Raw genomic sequence first — 20,089 nt, forward strand, 5'->3', positions numbered from 1 at the left:
GGGACCCGCCGTAAGGGCGGAAAGGTGAGTCGGCGTCGCCATCGCAAACGGACTGTACGCCCGATCAGAACCAGCGCTTAAGCTTTTGAGCTTTTGAGCTTTTGAGCTTTTGGGCCTTTGGGTTGTGCGCTTTCACATCAAGTAGACATTCATTCACGATGTAGGCGCCTGTTCACCTTTCCGCCCTTCCGGCGGGTTACTTTGGTCGTGGCCAAAGTAACCAAAACCGTCGGCTCCCATCATCCGGCCCCTACGCTACGCTCCGGGGTCCCCTCGCTCCGGGCTTGCTCCCGGGAGGACCGCGCTGCAGGCCCCATCCTGGGGCCCAGCGCTTGACGGGCATCCATGCCCGTCACCTCCCTCCGCAAGCCCTGCGCTCGGCCTCCTGAAGTCGCAATCTGCGTCGCCTGAACTACCGCGCGCTTAGAAGCAAAAGCCAAAGCCAAAGCAAGAGCAAGAGCAGAAGCTGGAGCTGGGGCTGGAGCTGGAGCAGAAGCGACTGCCACGCCTGGCATCACTTCCTCAGTGGATCATCCCAGAAATGCCGCTCGGCCTCTTGCTGGATATCCGCCCGACTCAACCCCAGGTCGCGCAAGGTTGCATCACTGAGGCTGGCCAGCTCCTGACGCTGACGGTACAACTGCAGCCAGCGCGCCGGACGCTGCAAGGCCGCATGCCACAGGTAGCTCAGGGAAAAGGCAGGTTGCTGGATGCTGCTGACATGACCTTTCATCGTGAAGCCCTCCGTGTTGATGGCCTCAGTCTCACGCCAGGCTTAAGATCAATCCAACGAATGTTTCTGATGCGATGCATCTCGGAGATTGATGCAATGTCCCAGTACCAGAGCCTCGACGCGGACGTCCTGCGCACCTTCGTCGCCATTGCCGAGCAAGGCGGCTTTACCCGCGCAGGCGAAGTGGTCAACCGCACCCAGTCAGCGGTCAGCATGCAGATGAAACGCCTGGAAGAAGACATTCTGCAGCGCCAGCTATTCGAACGTGATGGCCGTCAGGTGCGGCTGACCGCCGAAGGCCATGTACTGCTGGGGTATGCCCGACGCATTCTCAAGTTGCATGGCGAGGTGTTCAACACCCTGCGCATGCCACACATGGTTGGGCTGGTGCGCATCGGCACACCAGACGACTACGCCATGCGCTTCCTGCCGACCATCTTGTCGAGCTTTGCCCAAGCCTACCCGCTGGTGCAGGTGGAAGTGCATTGCGATTCGTCCAAGCAGTTGATGCTGCGCCAGGACCTGGACCTGACCATCGTCACCCGCGAGCCCGGCAACGAGATTGGCCAGTTGCTACGCCAGGAACGCCTGGTCTGGGCCGCGGCAGAAGGCTTTTGCCCGCACGAACAGCGGCCGATGCCGGTGGCGCTGTTCAACACCGACTGCTTCTGTCGCGCCTGGACCTGCAATGCGCTGGAGGCACAGGGCATCGATTACCGTATTGCCTACACCAGCCCAAGCCTGGCGGCAATCTTTGCCATCGTCACCGCCGGGCTGGCAGTGACCGCGCAGCTGCAGAGCCTGATCGGGGGCAACATCCGCATTCTGGGTGAGAGCGAAGGGCTGCCACAGTTGCCCATGGCCAATGTAATGCTGGTGCGCAGTACGCAGACCCCCTCGCCAATCACCGACTGCATGGCCGACTACATCGTTGAGGGTTTCAAGTGATCGGGGGCCGAAAAACGGCCCCAACCTCTCAAAGCTCAAACCCCAGCATCACCGCACAGACCACCAGGAACACACAGAACATCGCCCGCAATACCTTCTCCGGCAACGCGTGGGCCAGCTTCACGCCCCAGCTGATGCTGAGCAAGCCCCCCACCGCCAAGGGAATCCCCACCCCCCAGTCAACACTATGGTGCACGCCATAGGTCACCAGCGTGACCAAGGTACTCGGCGCCGCCAGCGCCAGTGACAGCCCCTGCGCCACCACCTGAGTAGCGCCGAACACACTGGTCAGGATCGGCGTGGCCACCACGGCCCCACCCACCCCGAACAAGCCGCCCATGGTGCCGGCAAAGCTGCCCAGCACACCCAGCCACGGCCAGGCATGACGCAGCTCGGCACTCGGCGGCGACACCTTCATGAACATCCGCACCACGTTCCACACCGCCAACGCTACCAGGAAGCCGACAAAACCCAGGCGCATGGAATGCGCATCAAGCCCCACCGCCCAGATCGACCCCAGCCAGGCAAACAAGAAGCTGCACGCCGACAGCGGCAACGCATGGCGCAACGCGATGCGGTTGCGCTGGTGATACCGCCACAGCGCCAGCAGCACATTGGGCACCACCATCACCAACGCGGTCCCCTGCGCCAACTGCTGGTCCAGGCCAAACAGCACGCCCAATGCCGGAATCGCAATCAGCCCGCCACCAATGCCGAACAAGCCCCCCATGGTGCCCAGGGCAGCGCCCAGCACGATATACAACAACCACTCGATCATCAGGGCCTCGTCCGCCTATACCAATAATGCGAGCATGCTAACGAGTGTGCGCTGGCGGGGAAACGCACAGCAGCGCACAATGGCTGTGCGTTTTTCGCAAAAGCAAGGCAGCCATGAACCCCGATACCCTGACCGACCAATTGAGCCTGTTCCTCGATGTGCTGGAAACCGGCAGCTTTTCTGCCGCCGCCCGTCGCCACCCGCTGACCCCGTCTGCGGTAGCACGGCGCATCGACAACCTGGAAAGCGCCGTCGGCAGCCGCCTGTTCACCCGCAGCACCCACGCGGTGCGGGCCACGCCTGCAGGCAACGCCTTTGCCGAGCGGGCCAGGCGCATCATCGAGGAGTTGCGCCTGGCCCGGGCTGAAGCGGTGTCACTGAGCAATGCCCCGGAAGGCCTGATCCGCATCGACGCCCCTGCCGCGTTTGGCCGCCGCCACCTGGCCCCGGCCATTGCCGACTTCTTGGTGGCCTACCCGGGCCTGGACGTGCAACTGCGGTTGATCGACAGCTTCGTCGACCTGCAGGGCAGCCACCTGGGCGAGGTCGACCTGGTGCTGCGCGCCGGCCCCTTGGCCGACACCCGTCTGGTCGCCACGCCGCTCGCCTACATGGTGCGCATTGCCTGCGCCAGCCCCGCCTACCTGGCCAGCCGCGGCATCCCCACCTGCCCCAGCGAACTGCCCGGGCATGACGGGCTGGACTGGGATGGCCTGGCGCCGCCGTTCGCCTGGCGCTTCAGTGTGGCCGGGCAAACCCGCCTGTACCGCCCCGCGCGCATGCGCATGGCCGCCAACAATGCGGAAACCCTGCTGTTCGGCGCCCTCGCCGGCCTGGGGATAGCCCACCTGCCCACCTGGCTGATTAGTGAATACCTGCTGCGCGGCGAGCTGATCCCGTTGTTTTGCGACGGCGGCATGCCTGAAGCCGAGACCAGCGGCATTTACGCGCTACGCCTGGCACATGAAACGAACTCTCGCAGCCGTTTGCTGCTCGAATTCCTCAAGAGCCGCTTCAGCCCGATTCCACCCTGGGACCTGGCCTTGCGCAGTGAACTGCGCGATTAATTCGCGCACTGATGATCAGCGTGCCAGAATTTTCCATTGATGACTTTCAAGGACCTGCATGAACGCCGACACCCAAGCCTCCTGTGACGAGCTGCTGCTGGACAACCAGGTCTGTTTCGCCCTGCACTCCACCTCGTTGCTGATGACCAAGGTCTACAAGCCGCTGCTGCAGGCGCTGGGCCTGACCTACCCGCAATACCTTGCCATGCTCGTGCTCTGGGAGCGTGACGGCCTGACCGTGGGCGAAATCAGCCAGCACCTGCTGACCGACCCGGGCTCGCTGACCCCGCTGCTCAAGCGCCTGGAAAGCGAAGGCCTGTTGCAGCGCAACCGCAGCCGCGAAGATGAACGGGTAGTGATGGTACAGCTGACCGACAAAGGCCGCGCCCTGCAACAGCAGGCCAAACAGGTGCCGCAATGCATTCTCAAGGCCAGCGGGCGGAGCCTTGAGCAGTTGCAGCAACTGCAAGCCGACCTGCTGAACCTGCGCGAAAACCTGCAGAAAAACCTCTGAGCGCTATGCTGTGGAATGGCCGTTCGGATGAACGGTGATTATTTATCTTGCGCGCTAACTAATTGCGCGCTAATTTAAATCCCACACCAACCCCCGCCCTCCTGCAAACGGGAGTGCACAGCACATTAGCGAGGCTCAAGATGCAAAAGGTCACTCCGCTGTACATCGCAGAAGCAACCTCCACCGGTGGGCGCGACGGCAAATCCCGCTCCAGCGACGGCAAGCTGGAAGTCAAGCTCAGCACCCCCAAAGAGCTGGGCGGCGCGGGCGGTGACGGCACCAACCCCGAGCAGATGTTCGCCGCCGGTTACTCGGCCTGCTTCATCGGCGCCTTGAAGTTCGTGGCCGGGCAAGAGAAGAAAGCCCTGCCGGCAGATGCCTCGATCACCGCCAAGGTGGGCATCGGCCAGATCCCGGGCGGTTTCGGCCTGGACATCGACCTGCACATCAACCTGCCGGGCCTGGCCCAGGCCGATGCCGAAGGGCTGGTGGAAAAGGCGCATCAGGTGTGCCCGTACTCCAATGCCACCCGCGGTAATGTGGATGTGCGCCTGCACGTAACCGTCTAAGGCGCAAAGGCTAGCGCGGTCCCCTGTGGGAGCGGCCTTGCGTCGCGAACGGGGCGCGAAGCGGCCCCAGGCGTTCGGCATGTAGGCAGAAATTGCCGGGGCCGCCTTGCGGCCCTATCGCGACGCAAGGCCGCCCCCACAAAAGCGCGAGCACAAGCACGCGCTGAGGATTGGGAAAACACAGGCACAAAAAAACCCGGCTTGCGCCGGGTTTTTTGCGTCTCGCAAGAAGCATTACTTCTTGGAGCGGCCTTTGAAGCTGTTGTCGCGAGTGTCGATGTCGATCCACTCGTCGATCTGGATGAAGTCGGCCACCGAGATCTCGGTACCGTTCGCCAGCTTGGCAGGCTTCATGACTTTGCCGGAGGTGTCACCGCGAGCAGCGTTCTCGGTGTAGACAACTTTACGGCTGATGGTGGTCGGCAGCTCAACCGACACCAGACGGCCTTCGAAGAACACGGCTTCGCAGACGTCTTCCATGCCTTCTTCGATGTACGGCAGAACGGCTTCGATGTCCTCGGCGTTCAGCTCGTACATGGTGTAGTCGGTGGTGTCCATGAAGGTGTACTCGTCACCATTGATGAACGACAGGGTCGCTTCTTTGCGATCCAGGATCACGTCGTCCAGCTTGTCGTCCGCACCGTATACGGTTTCGGTCTTGTAGCCGGTCAGCAGGTTCTTCAGCTTGGTCTTCATGATCGCGCTGTTACGGCCCGACTTGGTGAACTCAGCTTTTTGAACCAGCCACGGGTCGTTGTCGATCCGCAGTACGGTACCGGGTTTCAGTTCTTTACCAGTTTTCATTACGAAGTATCCGAATCTGGATGGATTTATAAAAATCGAGGCCGCGTATCATAGCGAATTTCGGTAAAAGTGTACTAGCGCTTCGGCAAGGTCCGGCTGAGCGGCCTGTCGCGCCCCCCAAAGGCGGGCATGCTGCTGCAGTTCCGGCCAATGCTGGCGGGCCGCCCGCCAGGCCTGGCCCATGTCGATATTCATGTTCCAGGCACGCCACAGGCCCAGTAGGGCTGCATCGGCATCGTCTGACAGGCCGCAGCGATAATGCGCGAGGAACGCTTCGAGCTTTTCCCAATGGGCATTCTCGTCCTGCACATAGATGTGCCACAGCATCGGCTGCCCCGCCCACTGCGCACGCACGAACGAGTCTTCGCCACGCACGGCATTGAAATCACAGCTCCATAACAGCCGGTCGAAGTCGTCCTGGCTGACGAAAGGCAGCACCTGAACGGTCAGCGCCCCACGGGTGCGCACATCACCCACGTGCAGCGGCCCCTCGCCCAACCACTGGCTGAGCCCCGCGACGATGCGCCCTTGCGGGACCAACAGGTGGCAGGCCTGGTCAGCTGTAGCCAGGGCATCAAGCCAGTTGCCCAGCTGCGGGTTTTCATAGGCAAACAGCGAGATCAGCAGCGCATCCGGCACAAGGTCTACACCAAGCCCCTGCAAAAAGGCACGGCGCGCCTCCGCCGACTGCTGGAACGCGTCACGCCGGGCCAGCAGCGAACCCTCGCGCAGCAAACCACCCGTTTTGTCGGTAAAGCCCGGGAAGAAAAATACCTTGCGCAAACCGTTGGGCTGCGGCGAAGGCAAACCATGGCAACCCTCCACCCAGTCCTCGGCACTCAGGTACTCGAGGTTGAGCCAGAGCGACGGCTGCGGAAGGGCGCACATGGCCTCGACATACGCCGCGGGCAACTGGCAGGCGAACGCGCCGATCACCACATCGGCCGGCGCCACCGGCAACCACGCTGCCGGCCAGTGGCGCACATCCACGCCGTGTTGCCACTGTTGCGCCGCCGTGGCATCGGCGCCAGGGCACATGGGCGTGAAAGCGTTGAGGTCATCCACCCACAGGCGCACCGCCAGGCCGTGCTCGGCCACCAACTGCCGGGCCAGGCGCCAGGTCACGCCAATATCGCCGTAGTTGTCGACGACGCTGCAGAAGATGTCCCAGGTGGCTTTCATGCGCCCCTCCCGTGCGGGTGCAAAAACAGCGAATTCTGCGCATAAATTGGCGCAGACAAAAGCACCTGCGCAGAAAAATGCCCAAGCGCATGCGACAATGCCCCCCTACCACGCTGCCAGGAGGCTGCCATGCCGCGCCACCGTGAACTGAAGATCACCCTCAAGCCGTTGCCGCTGATCATGTGCGTTGCCTTGGGCCTGTGGCTAGGCGCCATGGCCATTGCCGTGAGCCTGTGGCTGGCCCAGCAGTTGTGGCCACAGCAGGTGCAACCTCTGGCCCAGGTTGTAGCCCCGCACGCAGGCCGCCCCGTTGCAACGCCTGCACCGGCCACTGCCCAGGATGCCCAGGCCGAGATGTTCGAACGCTACAAGGACATCCTGCACAAACAGGCGCTGCAACAGGCCGCCGATGCCGCCCAAGGCAACCCGCGCAACCTCAACAGCCCCAAGTGCCAGTTCTGGCTGCAGCAAAACCGTACCGCGCCCACCGAAAAAAGCCAGGCCAACGTGCTGGAGTTCTGTTACTGACCATGGACAAGCCCCACCTGCTGGCGCTGATTGTCGCCACCCTCGCGCATGACCTGGACGTGCTGACCCGCGCGGCGCAAACCGCCTACGAGGCCGCCACCGCCGAAGAGAACATTGCCGAGAACAAGTATGACACGCTGGGCCTGGAGGCCTCGTACCTGGCCACCGGCCAGGCCCGCCGCAGTGCCGAGATCCGCCAGGCGCTGGTGATCTACCAGCAGTTGCTGCTGCGTGATTACGACCCAGCGCGCGGTGTGCAGGTAAGCAACCTGGTGACCCTGGAAAATGAAGATGGCGCGCAACGCCAGCTGTTTCTCGGGCCAGAGGCAGCGGGGTTGAGGATTGGCGAGTGTGACGGGCTGGTGACGGTGATTACCCCACGATCGCCGCTGGGGCAGCAACTGCTGGGCAAGCGCGTGGATGACGAGGTGAACCTGGGCGCACAGGTATCGTTCATTGTCGATGTTGTCTGAACCGGCCTCTTCGCGGGCACGCCCGCTCCCACAAGGACCCCACTGCCTTCAAGGCTGTGATATCCCTGTGGGCGCGGGCGAGCCTGCGAAAGGGCCGGCACAGGCAATAATTCTCTAAAGGGCCTGCAGGGCATCGAACCGCCCCGCCAGCCCCTGCTCGGCAAACTGCTCCACCACAAAGTCGATGAACGCCCGGGTCTTGCCCGGCAACAGCTTGTGCTCGGCGAAATACAGGCTGATATGCCCATCGTCCACATACCAGTCCGGCAACACCCGCAGCAGGCGCCCGGCCAGCAAATAGGGCACGGCAAACGGCAGGCTCACCAGGGCAATGCCCAGCGCCTGCTCGGCCACCGCGCACGCCGCGTCCGAATCGCTCATGGTCATCGCCTGACGCAATTGCAGCGGCTGCTGCGCCTGCCAACGGCTGGTCAACGGCCACGAGCGCACCCGCCCGGTCTGCGGTGACCGCACCAGGATGCCGTCATGGCGTTGCAGCGCCTGCGGGTCTTCTATCGGCGCGTGCCGCTGCAGATAGGCCGGCGCCGCCACCAACACCCGGTGCGCCGGGGTCAGCTTGCGCGCCACCACCCCTGGCGGCAGTTCGAAACCACCGCCAATCGCTGCATCGAAGCCCTGGCCGATCAGGTCGACCTGGCGGTTGTCGAAATGCCAATCTGGGGTAATCGCCGGGTATCGGCGCAAGAATTCCCCCAGCAACGGCAGCACGTACAAACGCCCGAACACGGTGCCCATGCTCACCCGTAACGACCCGGCCGGCTGGCCTTCTGCACTGGCCAGGTTGGCCACGGCGTACTGAATGGTGCGAAAGCTGTCACTGACCTCGCCGAGAAAACGCTGCCCCGCTTCGGTCAAGGTCAGCTTGCGGGTACTACGCTGGAACAACCGCACACCCAGGCGCGCTTCCAGCTGCGCAACGTGCTTGCCCACGGCAGCCGGGGTAAGGCTCAGGCGCCTGGCGGCTTCGGCAAAACTGCCGACCTCGGCACTGCGGATGAAGCATTCCAACGCGCTGAATGATTCCATGGCCATGATTGGCAACCAAAGGTTTACTCTGCTGATAGTGATTACCATCTTATCAGTAGGCAATCGAGCGCCGATACTGTGCCCATCCAAGGCATTTCGGCCTGGCTTCCAGCAGGAGAACAGCATGTCCAAGCAACTTACACTCGAAGGCAAAGTGGCCCTGGTTCAGGGCGGTTCCCGAGGCATTGGTGCAGCCATCGTACGGCGCCTGGCCCGCGAAGGCGCGCAAGTGGCCTTCACCTATGTCAGCTCTGCCGGCCCGGCCGAAGAACTGGCCCGGGAAATTACCGAAAACGGCGGCAAAGCCTTGGCCCTGCGGGCTGACAGCGCTGATGCCGCGGCCGTGCAGCTGGCGGTGGATGACACCGTGAAGGCCTTGGGCCGGCTGGATATCCTGGTCAACAACGCCGGTGTGCTGGCAGTGGCCCCGGTGACAGAGTTCGACCTGGCCGACTTCGATCGCATGCTGGCCGTGAACGTACGCAGCGTGTTCGTCGCCAGCCAGGCCGCGGCACGCTATATGGGCCAGGGGGGTCGTATCATCAACATTGGCAGCACCAACGCTGAACGCATGCCGTTTGCCGGTGGTGCACCGTACGCCATGAGCAAGTCGGCACTGGTTGGCCTGACCCGCGGCATGGCACGCGACCTCGGGCCGCAGGGCATTACCGTGAACAACGTGCAGCCCGGCCCGGTGGACACCGACATGAACCCGGCCAGTGGCGAGTTTGCCGAGAGCCTGATTCCGCTGATGGCCATTGGGCGGTATGGCGAGCCGGAGGAAATTGCCAGCTTTGTGGCTTACCTGGCAGGGCCTGAAGCCGGGTATATCACCGGGGCCAGCCTGACTGTAGATGGTGGGTTTGCAGCCTGATTGAACGGTTGCCTGTGCCGCGACAACGCAGGCACAGGCTTAGCCTTTCTGTGCCCCCAGGCACTGTTCCATCACGTCCAGAAAAGCCCGGGCAGCCGGTGTGGGGCTGGACGACCACACCGCATACAAGTGCCGCACCGGCGCATCCACCAACCGCGCCAAGGCCACCCCTTCGATGCCCTGAGCCACCCGCTCGGGCACCAGGCCGACGGCCATGCCCCGCTGCACGAATTTCTCCACCAGACGAACATGCCCGATCTCGAACTGCACCCTGCGCTGCAACCCCACCGCCTGAAACGCCTCGTCGGTCTGTCGTCGCGCCCCGGTGCCTTCGGGGAAATCCACCAACACTTCGCCAGCCAGGTCAGCCAGCGCCAGCTGTGCCCTGCCCGCCAGGCGATGCCCCAACGGCAACACCGCCACCAGTTCTTCCCGGGCCAGCAACCGATGCTGCACCCCCTGCACTACTTCGCCCTGCCAAAGCCCGATAAAGCCCACGTCCAGGCGCCGCTCGAGTACGTCAGCGATCAGCAATTCGCTCTTGGCCGTGAGCCAGCGCACATCCACATCCGGAAAACGACCGTGAAACACCGCCAACAGATCGACCAGGTCCAGCGCGGTGAGCGAGCTGATTTCACCAATCGCCAGCCGCCCGCGCACCTGGCCGCAGGCCGCCGCCACGTCATCGGCAATGCGCCGGGCCGCCTCCACCGCGGGCCGTGCACTGAGCACAAAGGCCTCCCCCGCAGGTGTCAGGCGTACCCGTCGCGAACTACGCTCGAACAGGCTCACCCCCAGCTGCGCCTCCAGCCGCGCCACCTGATGGCTAAGGGCCGACTGCACCACATGGCAGCGCTCCGCCGCGCGGGTAAAACTGCCGGTGTCGGCCACGGCAAGGGCATATTCGAGCTGCTTGAGGTTCATCGATCTATCTGCTTTCAAGATGAATAGGTTGAAAACTATACATTGGTGTCATGCCTGACACTTGCTGATAATCATCACCACACACCACTGCCCCCACGAGAATTGCATGCACACCCCCACTCTCAGCCGCGCCCTGATCCTGCTGATGGCCACCGCCACAGGCCTGGCCGTGGCCAGCAACTATTACGCCCAACCGCTGCTGCACAGCATCGCCCAGCAGTTTGGCTTGAGCACCGCCAGCGCCGGCAGCATCGTGATTGCCGCGCAGCTCAGCTATGGCGCCGGCCTGTTACTGCTGGCACCGCTGGGCGACCTGTTCGAACAGCGCCGGCTGATTACCGTGATGACCGTTGTCTCCACCTTGGGCCTGGTCATCAGCGCTTGTGCACCCAGCCTGCCCTGGCTGCTGCTCGGCACGGCGCTGACCGGGCTGTTCTCGGTGGTGGCACAGATCCTCGTGCCGATGGCAGCGACCCTGAGCGAGCCGCATCAGCGTGGGCGGGCGGTCGGCACGCTGATGAGCGGCCTGCTGCTGGGCATCCTGCTGGCGCGTACTGCTGCCGGCTTCATGGCCGAGCTGGGTGGCTGGCGCAGTATCTACGTGCTGGCCGCCGTGCTGATGGCAGTTACCGCCGTGGCGCTGTACCGCAGCCTGCCACAGCACCACAGCCACGCCGGGCTGAAATACCCGGCACTGATCGGCTCCGTGTTCCGCCTGTTCATCGAAGAGCCTGTGCTGCGCCTGCGCTCGCTGCTCGGTCTGTTGGCATTCAGCCTGTTCGCCCTGTTCTGGACACCCCTGGCGTTTCTGCTAGCAAAAGGCCCCTACCACTATTCGGATGCAGTGATCGGCCTGTTCGGCCTGGCCGGTGCGGCGGGTGCATTGTCGGCCAACTGGGCCGGGCGCCTGGCAGACCGCGGCAAGGGCGCGCTGGGTACCACCGTGGGCCTGGTGGTGTTGCTGCTGTCGTGGGTGCCGCTGGGGTTTGCCGAACAGTCGCTGCTCGCCTTGCTGCTGGGCGTGCTGATGCTCGACCTGGCGGTACAACTGGTGCATGTGAGCAACCAGAACGCAGTGATCGCCCTGCGGCCCGAGGCACGCACGCGGCTGAATGCCGGTTATATCACCTGCTACTTCATTGGCGGGGCGCTTGGGTCGTTGCTGGGCACGCAGCTGTTCCAGCGCCAGGGCTGGATGGGGATCGTGGTGGCCGGGCTGGTGATTGGCGGGCTGGCGTTGCTGGCCTGGGGATGGGCCGAACGCAAGCGCAAGAACACCTTGCAGGTGGCCTGAAGATGCTTGCTGGATTCTTCGCGGGCACGCCCGCTCCCACAGGTGCCTCACAAACCTCAGGGCACTGATACGCCTGTGGGTACGGGTGTGCCCGCCAAGAGGCCAGCCACGGCGACAAAGTACCGCACTACCCTCCGTCGCAATGCCGTTGACTTGCCTGCCTGGGCAGCGCTCATTAAGCGCTGGAATGCCCTTTCCCTGACAGGATGAATTTATGACAAGACTCACGGTACAGTCCGGCGATTTCTTGCAAGGTGAAGGCGAGTATCGCAATGGATCGCTCACACTCAAGACCGCGCGCAGCCCCTCACCCGGTGAGCGGATTTCCCTGGCACGCATCAGCGACTTGCGGCTGGCCAGCCTGGAAACCAACCGCAGCCTTGGTAGCGCCTTGGGCTGGGGCGTGGCCGGCGCCCTGGTGGCAGGGCCAGTAGGGCTGCTGGCCGGGCTGTGGTTGGGTGGCAAGGAAGAAGAAGCGACCTTCCTGGCCACCTTCAAGGATGGACGCAAGCTGATGGCCATTACCGATGGCAAGACCTGGTCGAAGATCGATGACAACTGGCGGCAGCACAAGCGGCCGATCAAGACAGGCTGACTGAATACGCCGGGCCTGGATCGTTTTATGTAGAGGGCGGCTGGTAAGATGCCGCCTTTTTCATGGCCTGTACCGGCCTCTTCGCGGGTAAACCCGCTCCTACAGGGGTATCACCAACTGGTGCATCACCAACCGGTGTATCACCAACGGGTGTATCGCCGCCCGGTGCATCACAACCGGTGTACCACCAACCAGTGTAGGAGCGGGTTTACCCGCGAAAGGGCCAGTACAGGTATCGCGCATCCAGGAGCCCCACCGCATGCCCCCGCATCACCCCCGCCTGCCCCTGAGCCTGCTCAGCCTGGGCCTGGCCCTGCAGTGCCCCTCTGTGTTTGCCGAAGACAGTGTGGTGCTGGCCCCGTTGCAGGTCTCCGACACCTACGCCAATGATGGCTACCAGGCACGCCAGGCCGCTGTGGGCGGCTTCCAGCCCGCGCCACTGCTCGACACCCCCGCCTCTGTCAGCGTGTTCAGCCAGCAGTTGCTGGAAGACCGCCAGGTACGCAAGCTTAGCGAAGTGTTGCAAAGTGATGCCTCGGTCGGCGAAAGCTATGCCCCCATCGGCTACTACGAAAACTTCAATGTGCGCGGCTTCGAGCTGAACGCCGCCAGTAGCTATCGCATCAATGGCCAGACCATTGCCGGCGAGCAGAACGTAGCCCTGGAAAACAAGCAGCAGGTGGAATTGCTCAAGGGCCTGTCGGGGCTGCAGACCGGCGTGTCGGAGCCGGGCGGCTTGATCAACTATGTGACCAAGCGCGCCGAAGACATACGCAGCGTCACGGTATCGACCAACGAACAGGGCGAACGCTATCTGGCCACCGACCTTGGCGGCTGGTTCGGCAGCGAAAAGCAGTTCGGCCTGCGCGCCAACCTGGCCCATGAAGACATCCGCACCTACTTAGACCACGCTGACGGCAAGCGCGACTTCGCCTCGCTGGCATTCGACTGGCAGATCAACCCGGATGCCACCCTGCAGCTGGATGCCGAGTACCAGCACCGCGAACAGGCGTCGGTGCCGGGTTACCAACTGCTCGGAGGCACTGAAGTGCCCCACGGCATCGACCCGGAAGACCGCCTGGCCTACCAGCATTGGGCAAAGCCCGTGCAGAACGACTCGCTGAACCTGGGCGGGCGCTTCGAATACCGCCTCAACGATACCTGGACCGGCACCGTGAGCGCCTCCCGCAGCAAAGTGGTGATCGACGATTACAGCGCGTTTGCCTGGGGTTCGAGCGAGGGGGCGTTTTTCGGCAGCAATGGCGACTACGACATCTATGACTTCCGCAGCCCCGACGATACCCGCCGTACCGACGAGGCGCAGGCCATGCTCAACGGGCACTTCGATGCGCTGGGGGTGGGGCACGAGCTGACCGTGGGTACCAGTGCACAGCGACGCACACTGGATCAGCGCCCGTACTACAACGAGTGGCTTGGTACTGGCAACATCCATACCGGCGCCCCGGACCTCGATCCGTCCGACAAACCCGTCGGCGCCAGCGAACGCCGCCTGGACAGCCGCCAGTACGGCTTGTTCGTCAGCGACCGCATCAGCTTCAACGAACAATGGCAGACCGTGCTGGGCGCCCGTGAAGTGCGCCTGGATGAAAAGACTTGGGACGAGAACGGCGTAGCCGGGCGCCATACCCGCCAATACGAGCTGCTGCCCAACGCTGCGCTTATCTACAAACCGCAGCCGAACACCACTGTATACGCCAGCTACGCCAAGGGCCTGTCTGCCGGAGGCACGGCCCCCTGGTTCGCCAGCAATGCAGCTGAGATCCTGGCGCCCACCACCTCCCGCCAACTGGAACTGGGCGTCAAGCACGACTGGCAAGGCCTGAGCCTGAGTGCCGCCCTGTTCCAGATCCGCCAGGCGTACCAGTACGCGCGCCCAGACGGCACCGGCAACTTCACCTACGTGCAGCAAGGCCAGCAGAAAAATACCGGCCTGGAACTGGGCGCCAGCGGTCGGGTGACCCCGAACCTGCAGGTACAGGCCAGTGCGGCAGCCATTCGGGCGCGGGTGCAGAACAGCGGCACCGAAGCCTATGAAGGCCACCAGGCGATCAACGTGCCTAAATTCCGGGCGGCGCTGCATGCGGAATATGCCCTGCCGGTTCCGGGGCTGGCGCTGCTGGGCGGGGCGCGGTATAGCGCCAGCAAGTATGCGAGCCAGGCGGGCAATGTGGAGGTTGGCGGGTATACCGTGTTCGACCTTGGCAGCCGCTACAGGACCCGTGTTGCCGGGTATGACACGGTGCTGCGGCTGACGGTGGATAACGTGCTGGACAAGCGTTACTGGCGCGATGTGGGGGATTACCTGGGGGATAACTACCTGTTCCAGGGGGCACCGCGTACCGCTCGGCTTTCGGCTTCGATCAGCTTCTAGATTGCCGGGGCCGCTCTGCGGCCCTTTCGCGACACAAGGCCGCTCCCACAGGTGTGGACTGCTCCCAAGGGTTGGATTGGTGTCCAACTTCTTGGGGGCACTCCAATTGCCTGTGTGGAGCGGCCTTGTGTCGCGATGGGCTGCGCAGCAGCCCCAATGGCCCTGAAAACGAAAAGCCCCCGTGCTTTTCAGCGCGGGGGCTCTTCGTAGAATGTGGCGGTGAAGAAGGGATTTGAACCCTTGATACGATTTCTCGTATACACACTTTCCAGGCGTGCTCCTTCGACCACTCGGACACTTCACCGTTTCTCTTCAAGCCTTGCAGCCCGTCGAGGTGCGCTAATTTAGTGAAAGACTTTCCCTTTGGCAAGCATTTTTTTCAATTTTTTCATGTATTTGCACTTGGGCTGCCGTGAGCACTGACCGACCAGTCAGCCTTGCTGCTTTACCTCGCCCTTGGCGCTGGGTAACGTCGTCGCCACGCCAACAAAAGGACTCTGCCATGAGCGAGCTGATTACCTACCACGCCGAAGACGGCATCGCCACCCTTACCCTGAACAACGGCAAGGTCAATGCCATCTCGCCGGACGTCATCACCGCCTTCAACGCAGCGCTGGACCGCGCTACCGAGGAGCGTGCAGTAGTGATCATCACCGGGCAGCCGGGCATTCTGTCAGGCGGTTACGACCTCAAGGTGATGACCCGCGGCCCGCAAGAGGCCATCAGCCTGGTCACCGCCGGTTCCACCCTCGCCCGCCGGCTGCTGTCGCACCCGTTCCCCGTGGTGGTCGCCTGCCCCGGCAATGCCGTGGCCAAGGGCGCCTTCCTGCTGCTGTCGGCCGACTACCGCATCGGCGTCGAAGGGCCGTACAAGGTATGCCTGAACGAAGTGCAAATCGGCATGACCATGCACCACGCCGGCATTGAACTGGCCCGCGACCGCCTGCGCCGCTCGGCCTTCCACCGCTCGGTGATCAATGCCGAAGTGTTTGACCCGCAAGGTGCCGTGGATGCCGGCTTCCTCGACAAGGTGGTGCCGGCCGAGCGGTTGCAGGAAGCGGCAATGACTGCAGCGCGGGAGCTGAAGAAGCTGAACATGCTGGCGCACAAGAACACCAAGCTGAAAGTGCGCAAAGGGCTGCTGGAGGCGCTGGACAAGGCGATCGAGCTGGATCAGCAGCATATGGGCTAGCCGCACGGGCCCTTTTTGCGGGCAAGCCCGCGAAAGGGCCGGAACAGGCCTGCACCAAGGTTTGCCCCAGCCAGTGCACACCCGTACACTGCCCCGCGACCGTCTGGTGTGAGTCGTACCATGCTTTATTCATTGCGTATGTTCCTGCTGGGGCTGCATTTTCTTGCCGTTGGCGCCGTGGGCCTGCTCATTGGTCTGTGCCGCCCCTTCAACCCTGACAACAGCCGCGTTTTCGCCCGGCTCTACAGTTTGCCGGCCACCTGGCTGATGCGCATCAAGGTCAAGGCCGAAGTCGGCCCATTGTGGGACCACCCACCCGGGTGTGTGATCGTGGCCAACCACCAGTCCAACTTCGACCTGTTCGTGCTGGGCCAAGTGGTGCCGCAACGCACCGTCGCCATCGGCAAGAAAAGCCTGGGCTGGATCCCGCTGTTCGGCCAACTGTTCTGGCTGGGCGGCAACGTGCTGGTCGACCGCAAGAATGCCTATCAGGCGCGCAGGGCCATACAGAAGACCACCCGGGTTCTGCAGGACGACACCTCGATCTGGATTTTCCCCGAAGGCACCCGCAATGCCGGCGAGCATCTGCTGGCGTTCAAGAAAGGCGCATTTCACATGGCCATCGAGGCTGGTGTGCCGATCGTGCCGGTCTGCGTCAGCCGCTATGCCAGGCGCCTGAGCCTGAACAGCTGGCGCCAGCGCACGGTAATCGTGCGCTCGCTGCCGCCCATTGCCACGACGGGCATGACGCTGCAGGACCTGCCCGCGCTGATCGAGCAATGCCATGGGCAAATGCAGCAGTGCATTGACCGCATGGAAAAAGAACTGGTCTGATCCGGGGTTGCTCTGGAGCCGGGTACAGCCCAAGCTGTATCCGTGTTCAAACGAATAAGCGGACAACCATGGGTCGAGTCGTGGCATCGGCGGTGTACAGCGCCGGCAGAAAGGTTACCAACATCAGCATCGACGAAGGCAGCGAGTGGGCGCGCAAGCCGGGGCATTTTGTGTGGATCGGCCTGGAAGAGCCCAATGCCGAGGAGCTGGCCAACCTGCAGTCGCAGTTCAACCTGCACGAACTGGCCATCGAAGATGCCCTGGAAAAACACAGCCGGCCCAAGCTGGAAACCTTCGGTGACGCGTTGTTCATCGTCACCTATTCGCCAGTGCGCCACGAAGGCAAACTGGAATTCATCGAAACCCATATCTTCGCGGGCAACGGCTACATCATCACCTGCCGCAACGGCCACTCCAAATCCTACGCCATGGTCCGCCAGCGCTGCGAGGCTCGGCCCCTGCTGCTGGAACATGGCGAAGACTTCGTGCTGTACGCCCTGCTCGACTTCGTCACCGAGAACTACCAACCAGTCAGCGAGGCCATTCATGGCGAGATCGAAGCGCTGGAGGAAAGCGTACTGGGCGGCTCGCTGCGGGAAGACGACATCCGCCGCCTGCACAGCCTGCGCCGTGACATCCTGCGCCTGCGCCGCTACGTGGCACCCCTGGTTGAAGTGAGCGAAGAACTGCAGCGCCTGAGCTTCCCGTTCATCGACAAGAACATGCGCCCGTACTTTCGTGATGTGCAAATTCACGTGACACGGCAGATGGAAGACTTGGCCGGCATACGCGACATTGCCAGCCAGACGATCGAGATCGGCATGCTGCTGGAATCGTCACGGCAAAGCATCGTGCAGCGCAAATTCGCGGCCTGGGCGGCGATTCTGGCATTCCCTACGGCCATTGCCGGGGTTTACGGGATGAACTTCCAGAACATGCCGGAGCTGAGCTGGCACTACGGTTACTTCGCGGTACTGGGGGTGATTGCGACGGGGTGTGCCGGGTTGTATGCCAGCTTCAAGAAATCGGGTTGGCTTTGATGGCCTCTTCGCGGGCGTGCCCGCGAAGGGTTGCCACCGCTTAAGCGGCGCTGTCGCTGGCCTTTGATGGCTGCTGGATGAACCGCAACATCCACTCCCCTACCAAATCACCCTGGTGCTCGGTGGCCAGGCTGGCAACGGCCTTGTGGTACACCTCGTCACCCAGGTATTCCTGGCGCGCATCGAGCAGTGCGCGGGAGTAGTCATGCACGAATTCCGGGTGGCCCTGGAAGCACAGCACCTGGTCGCGAATGTGGTACGCCGCATTCGGGCAGAAATCGCTGGAGGCGATCACCGTAGCGCCTTCCGGCAGTTCGGTCACCTGGTCCTGGTGACTGATCAGCAAGGTCAGCTCCGACACCTCCGGGTCCATCCAGGGCGCATGCGCCGCCAACGAGTAGCGATGAATACCCACGCCCCAGCCTTGCTCAGCCCGCTCGGCCTTGCCACCCAGGGTCAAGGCCAGCAACTGGTGGCCAAAACATACGCCCAGCAGCTTTTCACCGCGCTCGTACAGCTTGAGCAGGTAGGCCTTTAGCGTCTGGATCCACGGGTCGGTACCGAACGAATCGGCCTTGCTGCCCGTCACAAGGTAGGCATCGAACTTTTCACTGTCGGCGGGATAGTCGCCGTGCATCACGTTGTACACACAAAATTCGGCGGCAATCGGCTGACGCGAGAAGAGCTGCTCGAACATCCTGCCGTAGCCCTGATATTGCGCCGTCAACTCCGGTCGCAGGACATCGGTTTCAAGGATGCAGATGCGTAACGACATAGGGGTAGTCCTGAACGACATGGGTGGGAATCTGCTGTAGAGACTGCCGCGAAAGGCACGTACAAGCAAGTAGGCTGCACTGACGAACGGTCACATTTCGTCGGCGCCTGCCGGGTACTTGCGCCACTGTCTAGATAGAGCGTGTCAGCTAGATAGCACTTAGCCTCATAGCCAGAGGAATGGTTTTAGTGCACGGTTAGAACAAAGGGTTCTCAAATATGGATAACGCACACCCTACTGTTGAAGGTATATCCACTTTCAAGCGGCAAGCAGTCCGGCGCCATTTAACGCCGCTGCGATCGACCCGAAGCGCGACAAGGAAGCCAACGGGTATTCAGGAATAACAACAAGAAGGCGGTCCGCCATGTTCAGACAATCGAAAATTCGCCAAGCTGGGCTCATTTTATTTGCCACCACGTTGCTGTTGATCTTGCCGAACCTGACACGTTTGTTTGGCTGACTGCGGCGGTGGCGCCAACGGGCAACGCACAGGTAACCTGCTGACCTTGATGGTCGGAGATCGCCTATGCGCCACTGCCTTGCCCTGCTAGCGTTGCTCCTGAGCCTGCCATTGTCGGCGGCGCAACTGCACCTTGAACTGGGCGCGACACCGCGCCAGTGGAGCAGCGCCGAACTGCTTGGCCACCCTGAGGCCCAGGACATCAGCATCGAACAGGACGTATCCTACAAACGCCCCATGCACTATCGGGCGGTGCCACTGGTCACGCTGCTGAAAGGCGTGACTGCCAGCGATCACCTGCAGGCCGTGGCGCTGGATGGCTTTGCCGCCGAAATGCCCGCTGCGCCCTTGCTGCAGCAAGGGCCGGCACGGGCATGGCTGGCCGTGGAAGACCCCGACACGCCGTGGCCGTCACTGGGTCCAGGCAAGCCAGGTGCCGGGCCGTTCTACCTGGTGTGGACTGCGCCGCAGGCCAGCGGCATCCGCCCTGAACAGTGGCCATTCCAGATCGCCACCCTTCGCAAGCTGGCCCCGGTGGACCAGCGGTTTCCTGCGCTGCTACCCGACCCGAAGCTGCCGGCCGACAGCCCGGTGCGCCAGGGCTTTGCCCTGTTCCAGCAGAATTGCCTGGTGTGCCACCGGTTGAACGGTGCGGGGGATGGGCAGGTGGGGCCGGACTTGAATGTGCCGTATAACCCGACCGAGTATTTTCAGCCGGTTTATTTACGCAAGTTGATACGCGACCCGCAAAGCCTGCGGCGGTGGCCGCAGGCGAAGATGCCGGGGTTTGCCGAAAGTGTGTTGAGTGAACAGGAACTGGATGCGCTGCTGGCCTATTTGGGGCACATGGCAGCGCGTAAGCCTTGAGGGCCTCTTCGCGGGTAAACCCGCGCCTACACGGTGGTGGAGGGTGGACACAGGCCGTCGTAGGCGCGGGTTCACCCGCGAAAGGGCCGGTCCTGCTGGCCAATATCCCCGGCCGTTCATCGTTGCCGCCGCCACCGTATTCGCGGGTGAACCCGCTCCTACAACGGCAGGGGGTGTCCACCCTCCATCAATGTGTAGG

General features: G+C 62.8%; 21 protein-coding genes and 1 tRNA gene. 14 read left to right on the forward strand and 8 right to left on the reverse strand.

Annotated elements, in window-relative coordinates:
• Positions 1–514: 514 nt before the first annotated feature.
• The gene (locus ACZ889_RS24880) at positions 515–733 is read right to left on the reverse strand and encodes a DUF1127 domain-containing protein (RefSeq protein WP_003252881.1); all 219 of its coding nucleotides are present in this window, start codon (positions 731–733) and stop codon (positions 515–517) included.
• Positions 734–829: 96 nt separating this feature from the next.
• On the opposite strand from ACZ889_RS24880, the gene ACZ889_RS24885 reads away from it, so the two are divergent.
• Positions 830–1,681, forward strand: coding sequence for a LysR substrate-binding domain-containing protein (locus ACZ889_RS24885; RefSeq protein ID WP_476257915.1), 852 nt, complete (start codon positions 830–832; stop codon positions 1,679–1,681).
• Positions 1,682–1,709: 28 nt separating this feature from the next.
• Here ACZ889_RS24885 and ACZ889_RS24890 read toward each other — a convergent pair whose 3' ends face one another.
• Entirely contained in the window at positions 1,710–2,459 is a 750-nt protein-coding gene (locus ACZ889_RS24890) for a sulfite exporter TauE/SafE family protein (protein ID WP_003252877.1), read from the reverse strand.
• 113 nt (positions 2,460–2,572) lie between these two features.
• Here ACZ889_RS24890 and ACZ889_RS24895 point away from each other — a divergent pair, with 113 nt between their 5' ends.
• From ACZ889_RS24895 to ACZ889_RS24905, 3 genes are all read left to right on the forward strand, one after another.
• Entirely contained in the window at positions 2,573–3,526 is a 954-nt protein-coding gene (locus ACZ889_RS24895) for a LysR family transcriptional regulator (RefSeq protein WP_003252875.1), read from the forward strand.
• A 58-nt stretch (positions 3,527–3,584) separates the two neighbouring features.
• The gene (locus ACZ889_RS24900) at positions 3,585–4,040 is read left to right on the forward strand and encodes a MarR family winged helix-turn-helix transcriptional regulator (RefSeq protein WP_014861691.1); all 456 of its coding nucleotides are present in this window, start codon (positions 3,585–3,587) and stop codon (positions 4,038–4,040) included.
• Positions 4,041–4,180: 140 nt separating this feature from the next.
• Positions 4,181–4,609: an organic hydroperoxide resistance protein gene (locus ACZ889_RS24905; protein ID WP_012053329.1), complete on the forward strand. Its 429-nt coding sequence runs from the start codon at positions 4,181–4,183 to the stop codon at positions 4,607–4,609.
• Positions 4,610–4,843: 234 nt separating this feature from the next.
• Here the strand turns inward: ACZ889_RS24905 and efp are convergent, their stop codons facing one another.
• Complete coding sequence (gene efp, locus ACZ889_RS24910; RefSeq protein WP_003252871.1) at positions 4,844–5,413, reverse strand: elongation factor P; 570 nt, start codon at positions 5,411–5,413, stop codon at positions 4,844–4,846.
• Positions 5,414–5,461: 48 nt separating this feature from the next.
• Positions 5,462–6,595, reverse strand: a complete 1,134-nt coding sequence (gene earP / locus ACZ889_RS24915) for an elongation factor P maturation arginine rhamnosyltransferase EarP (RefSeq protein WP_476257916.1) — start codon at positions 6,593–6,595, stop codon at positions 5,462–5,464.
• 129 nt (positions 6,596–6,724) lie between these two features.
• On the opposite strand from earP, the gene ACZ889_RS24920 reads away from it, so the two are divergent.
• Positions 6,725–7,123: a hypothetical protein gene (locus ACZ889_RS24920; protein WP_221100887.1), complete on the forward strand. Its 399-nt coding sequence runs from the start codon at positions 6,725–6,727 to the stop codon at positions 7,121–7,123.
• 2 nt (positions 7,124–7,125) lie between these two features.
• Positions 7,126–7,596 carry a GreA/GreB family elongation factor gene (locus ACZ889_RS24925; RefSeq protein ID WP_476257917.1) on the forward strand — a complete coding sequence of 157 codons (471 nt, stop codon included), beginning with the start codon at positions 7,126–7,128 and terminating at the stop codon, positions 7,594–7,596.
• A 114-nt stretch (positions 7,597–7,710) separates the two neighbouring features.
• Here the strand turns inward: ACZ889_RS24925 and ACZ889_RS24930 are convergent, their stop codons facing one another.
• Positions 7,711–8,649, reverse strand: coding sequence for a LysR family transcriptional regulator (locus ACZ889_RS24930; protein ID WP_017147843.1), 939 nt, complete (start codon positions 8,647–8,649; stop codon positions 7,711–7,713).
• 118 nt (positions 8,650–8,767) lie between these two features.
• Here ACZ889_RS24930 and ACZ889_RS24935 point away from each other — a divergent pair, with 118 nt between their 5' ends.
• On the forward strand, positions 8,768–9,517 hold the full coding sequence (locus ACZ889_RS24935) for a 3-oxoacyl-ACP reductase family protein (protein WP_003252861.1): 750 nt from the start codon (positions 8,768–8,770) through the stop codon (positions 9,515–9,517).
• A 39-nt stretch (positions 9,518–9,556) separates the two neighbouring features.
• Here the strand turns inward: ACZ889_RS24935 and ACZ889_RS24940 are convergent, their stop codons facing one another.
• Positions 9,557–10,441 carry a LysR family transcriptional regulator gene (locus tag ACZ889_RS24940; protein ID WP_476257918.1) on the reverse strand — a complete coding sequence of 295 codons (885 nt, stop codon included), beginning with the start codon at positions 10,439–10,441 and terminating at the stop codon, positions 9,557–9,559.
• A 106-nt stretch (positions 10,442–10,547) separates the two neighbouring features.
• Here ACZ889_RS24940 and ACZ889_RS24945 point away from each other — a divergent pair, with 106 nt between their 5' ends.
• The 3 genes from ACZ889_RS24945 to ACZ889_RS24955 all read left to right on the forward strand — a co-directional run bounded on the left by ACZ889_RS24945 (position 10,548) and on the right by ACZ889_RS24955 (position 14,722).
• Entirely contained in the window at positions 10,548–11,735 is a 1,188-nt protein-coding gene (locus tag ACZ889_RS24945; protein WP_054889472.1) for an MFS transporter, read from the forward strand.
• Positions 11,736–11,949: 214 nt separating this feature from the next.
• Positions 11,950–12,330: a hypothetical protein gene (locus ACZ889_RS24950; protein WP_003252855.1), complete on the forward strand. Its 381-nt coding sequence runs from the start codon at positions 11,950–11,952 to the stop codon at positions 12,328–12,330.
• Positions 12,331–12,589: 259 nt separating this feature from the next.
• Positions 12,590–14,722: a TonB-dependent siderophore receptor gene (locus ACZ889_RS24955; RefSeq protein WP_476257919.1), complete on the forward strand. Its 2,133-nt coding sequence runs from the start codon at positions 12,590–12,592 to the stop codon at positions 14,720–14,722.
• Positions 14,723–14,936: 214 nt separating this feature from the next.
• Here ACZ889_RS24955 and ACZ889_RS24960 read toward each other — a convergent pair.
• Positions 14,937–15,026 (reverse strand) — tRNA-Ser (locus tag ACZ889_RS24960).
• Positions 15,027–15,224: 198 nt separating this feature from the next.
• Between ACZ889_RS24960 and ACZ889_RS24965 the strand changes: the two genes are divergently transcribed.
• The 3 genes from ACZ889_RS24965 (at position 15,225) to ACZ889_RS24975 (ending at position 17,788) form a co-directional block, all read left to right on the forward strand.
• Positions 15,225–15,914, forward strand: coding sequence for a crotonase/enoyl-CoA hydratase family protein (locus ACZ889_RS24965; RefSeq protein WP_180689451.1), 690 nt, complete (start codon positions 15,225–15,227; stop codon positions 15,912–15,914).
• A gap of 120 nt (positions 15,915–16,034) precedes the next feature.
• A complete protein-coding gene (locus ACZ889_RS24970) occupies positions 16,035–16,748 on the forward strand; it encodes a lysophospholipid acyltransferase family protein (RefSeq protein ID WP_180689450.1) in 714 nt (237 codons plus the stop codon).
• A gap of 68 nt (positions 16,749–16,816) precedes the next feature.
• Positions 16,817–17,788 carry a magnesium and cobalt transport protein CorA gene (locus ACZ889_RS24975; RefSeq protein WP_010952874.1) on the forward strand — a complete coding sequence of 324 codons (972 nt, stop codon included), beginning with the start codon at positions 16,817–16,819 and terminating at the stop codon, positions 17,786–17,788.
• Positions 17,789–17,828: 40 nt separating this feature from the next.
• Here the strand turns inward: ACZ889_RS24975 and ACZ889_RS24980 are convergent, their stop codons facing one another.
• Positions 17,829–18,563, reverse strand: coding sequence for an amidotransferase (locus ACZ889_RS24980; RefSeq protein ID WP_003252828.1), 735 nt, complete (start codon positions 18,561–18,563; stop codon positions 17,829–17,831).
• A 526-nt stretch (positions 18,564–19,089) separates the two neighbouring features.
• On the opposite strand from ACZ889_RS24980, the gene ACZ889_RS24985 reads away from it, so the two are divergent.
• Positions 19,090–19,890: a cytochrome c gene (locus tag ACZ889_RS24985; RefSeq protein WP_265979448.1), complete on the forward strand. Its 801-nt coding sequence runs from the start codon at positions 19,090–19,092 to the stop codon at positions 19,888–19,890.
• The last annotated feature ends 199 nt before the right edge of the window (positions 19,891–20,089 follow it).

It is taken from the genome of Pseudomonas sp. TE3895 (genome assembly GCF_056278855.1).

What these genes read in the sequence shown, in the direction of transcription:
- ACZ889_RS24880 (WP_003252881.1), bottom strand. Translation starts at nt 733, where the DNA reads ATGAAAGGTCATGTCAGCAGCATCCAGCAACCTGCCTTTTCCCTGAGC.
- ACZ889_RS24885 (WP_476257915.1), top strand. Translation starts at nt 830, where the DNA reads ATGTCCCAGTACCAGAGCCTCGACGCGGACGTCCTGCGCACCTTCGTC.
- ACZ889_RS24890 (WP_003252877.1), bottom strand. Translation starts at nt 2,459, where the DNA reads ATGATCGAGTGGTTGTTGTATATCGTGCTGGGCGCTGCCCTGGGCACC.
- ACZ889_RS24895 (WP_003252875.1), top strand. Translation starts at nt 2,573, where the DNA reads ATGAACCCCGATACCCTGACCGACCAATTGAGCCTGTTCCTCGATGTG.
- ACZ889_RS24900 (WP_014861691.1), top strand. Translation starts at nt 3,585, where the DNA reads ATGAACGCCGACACCCAAGCCTCCTGTGACGAGCTGCTGCTGGACAAC.
- ACZ889_RS24905 (WP_012053329.1), top strand. Translation starts at nt 4,181, where the DNA reads ATGCAAAAGGTCACTCCGCTGTACATCGCAGAAGCAACCTCCACCGGT.
- efp (WP_003252871.1), bottom strand. Translation starts at nt 5,413, where the DNA reads ATGAAAACTGGTAAAGAACTGAAACCCGGTACCGTACTGCGGATCGAC.
- earP (WP_476257916.1), bottom strand. Translation starts at nt 6,595, where the DNA reads ATGAAAGCCACCTGGGACATCTTCTGCAGCGTCGTCGACAACTACGGC.
- ACZ889_RS24920 (WP_221100887.1), top strand. Translation starts at nt 6,725, where the DNA reads ATGCCGCGCCACCGTGAACTGAAGATCACCCTCAAGCCGTTGCCGCTG.
- ACZ889_RS24925 (WP_476257917.1), top strand. Translation starts at nt 7,126, where the DNA reads ATGGACAAGCCCCACCTGCTGGCGCTGATTGTCGCCACCCTCGCGCAT.
- ACZ889_RS24930 (WP_017147843.1), bottom strand. Translation starts at nt 8,649, where the DNA reads ATGGCCATGGAATCATTCAGCGCGTTGGAATGCTTCATCCGCAGTGCC.
- ACZ889_RS24935 (WP_003252861.1), top strand. Translation starts at nt 8,768, where the DNA reads ATGTCCAAGCAACTTACACTCGAAGGCAAAGTGGCCCTGGTTCAGGGC.
- ACZ889_RS24940 (WP_476257918.1), bottom strand. Translation starts at nt 10,441, where the DNA reads ATGAACCTCAAGCAGCTCGAATATGCCCTTGCCGTGGCCGACACCGGC.
- ACZ889_RS24945 (WP_054889472.1), top strand. Translation starts at nt 10,548, where the DNA reads ATGCACACCCCCACTCTCAGCCGCGCCCTGATCCTGCTGATGGCCACC.
- ACZ889_RS24950 (WP_003252855.1), top strand. Translation starts at nt 11,950, where the DNA reads ATGACAAGACTCACGGTACAGTCCGGCGATTTCTTGCAAGGTGAAGGC.
- ACZ889_RS24955 (WP_476257919.1), top strand. Translation starts at nt 12,590, where the DNA reads ATGCCCCCGCATCACCCCCGCCTGCCCCTGAGCCTGCTCAGCCTGGGC.
- ACZ889_RS24965 (WP_180689451.1), top strand. Translation starts at nt 15,225, where the DNA reads ATGAGCGAGCTGATTACCTACCACGCCGAAGACGGCATCGCCACCCTT.
- ACZ889_RS24970 (WP_180689450.1), top strand. Translation starts at nt 16,035, where the DNA reads ATGCTTTATTCATTGCGTATGTTCCTGCTGGGGCTGCATTTTCTTGCC.
- ACZ889_RS24975 (WP_010952874.1), top strand. Translation starts at nt 16,817, where the DNA reads ATGGGTCGAGTCGTGGCATCGGCGGTGTACAGCGCCGGCAGAAAGGTT.
- ACZ889_RS24980 (WP_003252828.1), bottom strand. Translation starts at nt 18,563, where the DNA reads ATGTCGTTACGCATCTGCATCCTTGAAACCGATGTCCTGCGACCGGAG.
- ACZ889_RS24985 (WP_265979448.1), top strand. Translation starts at nt 19,090, where the DNA reads ATGCGCCACTGCCTTGCCCTGCTAGCGTTGCTCCTGAGCCTGCCATTG.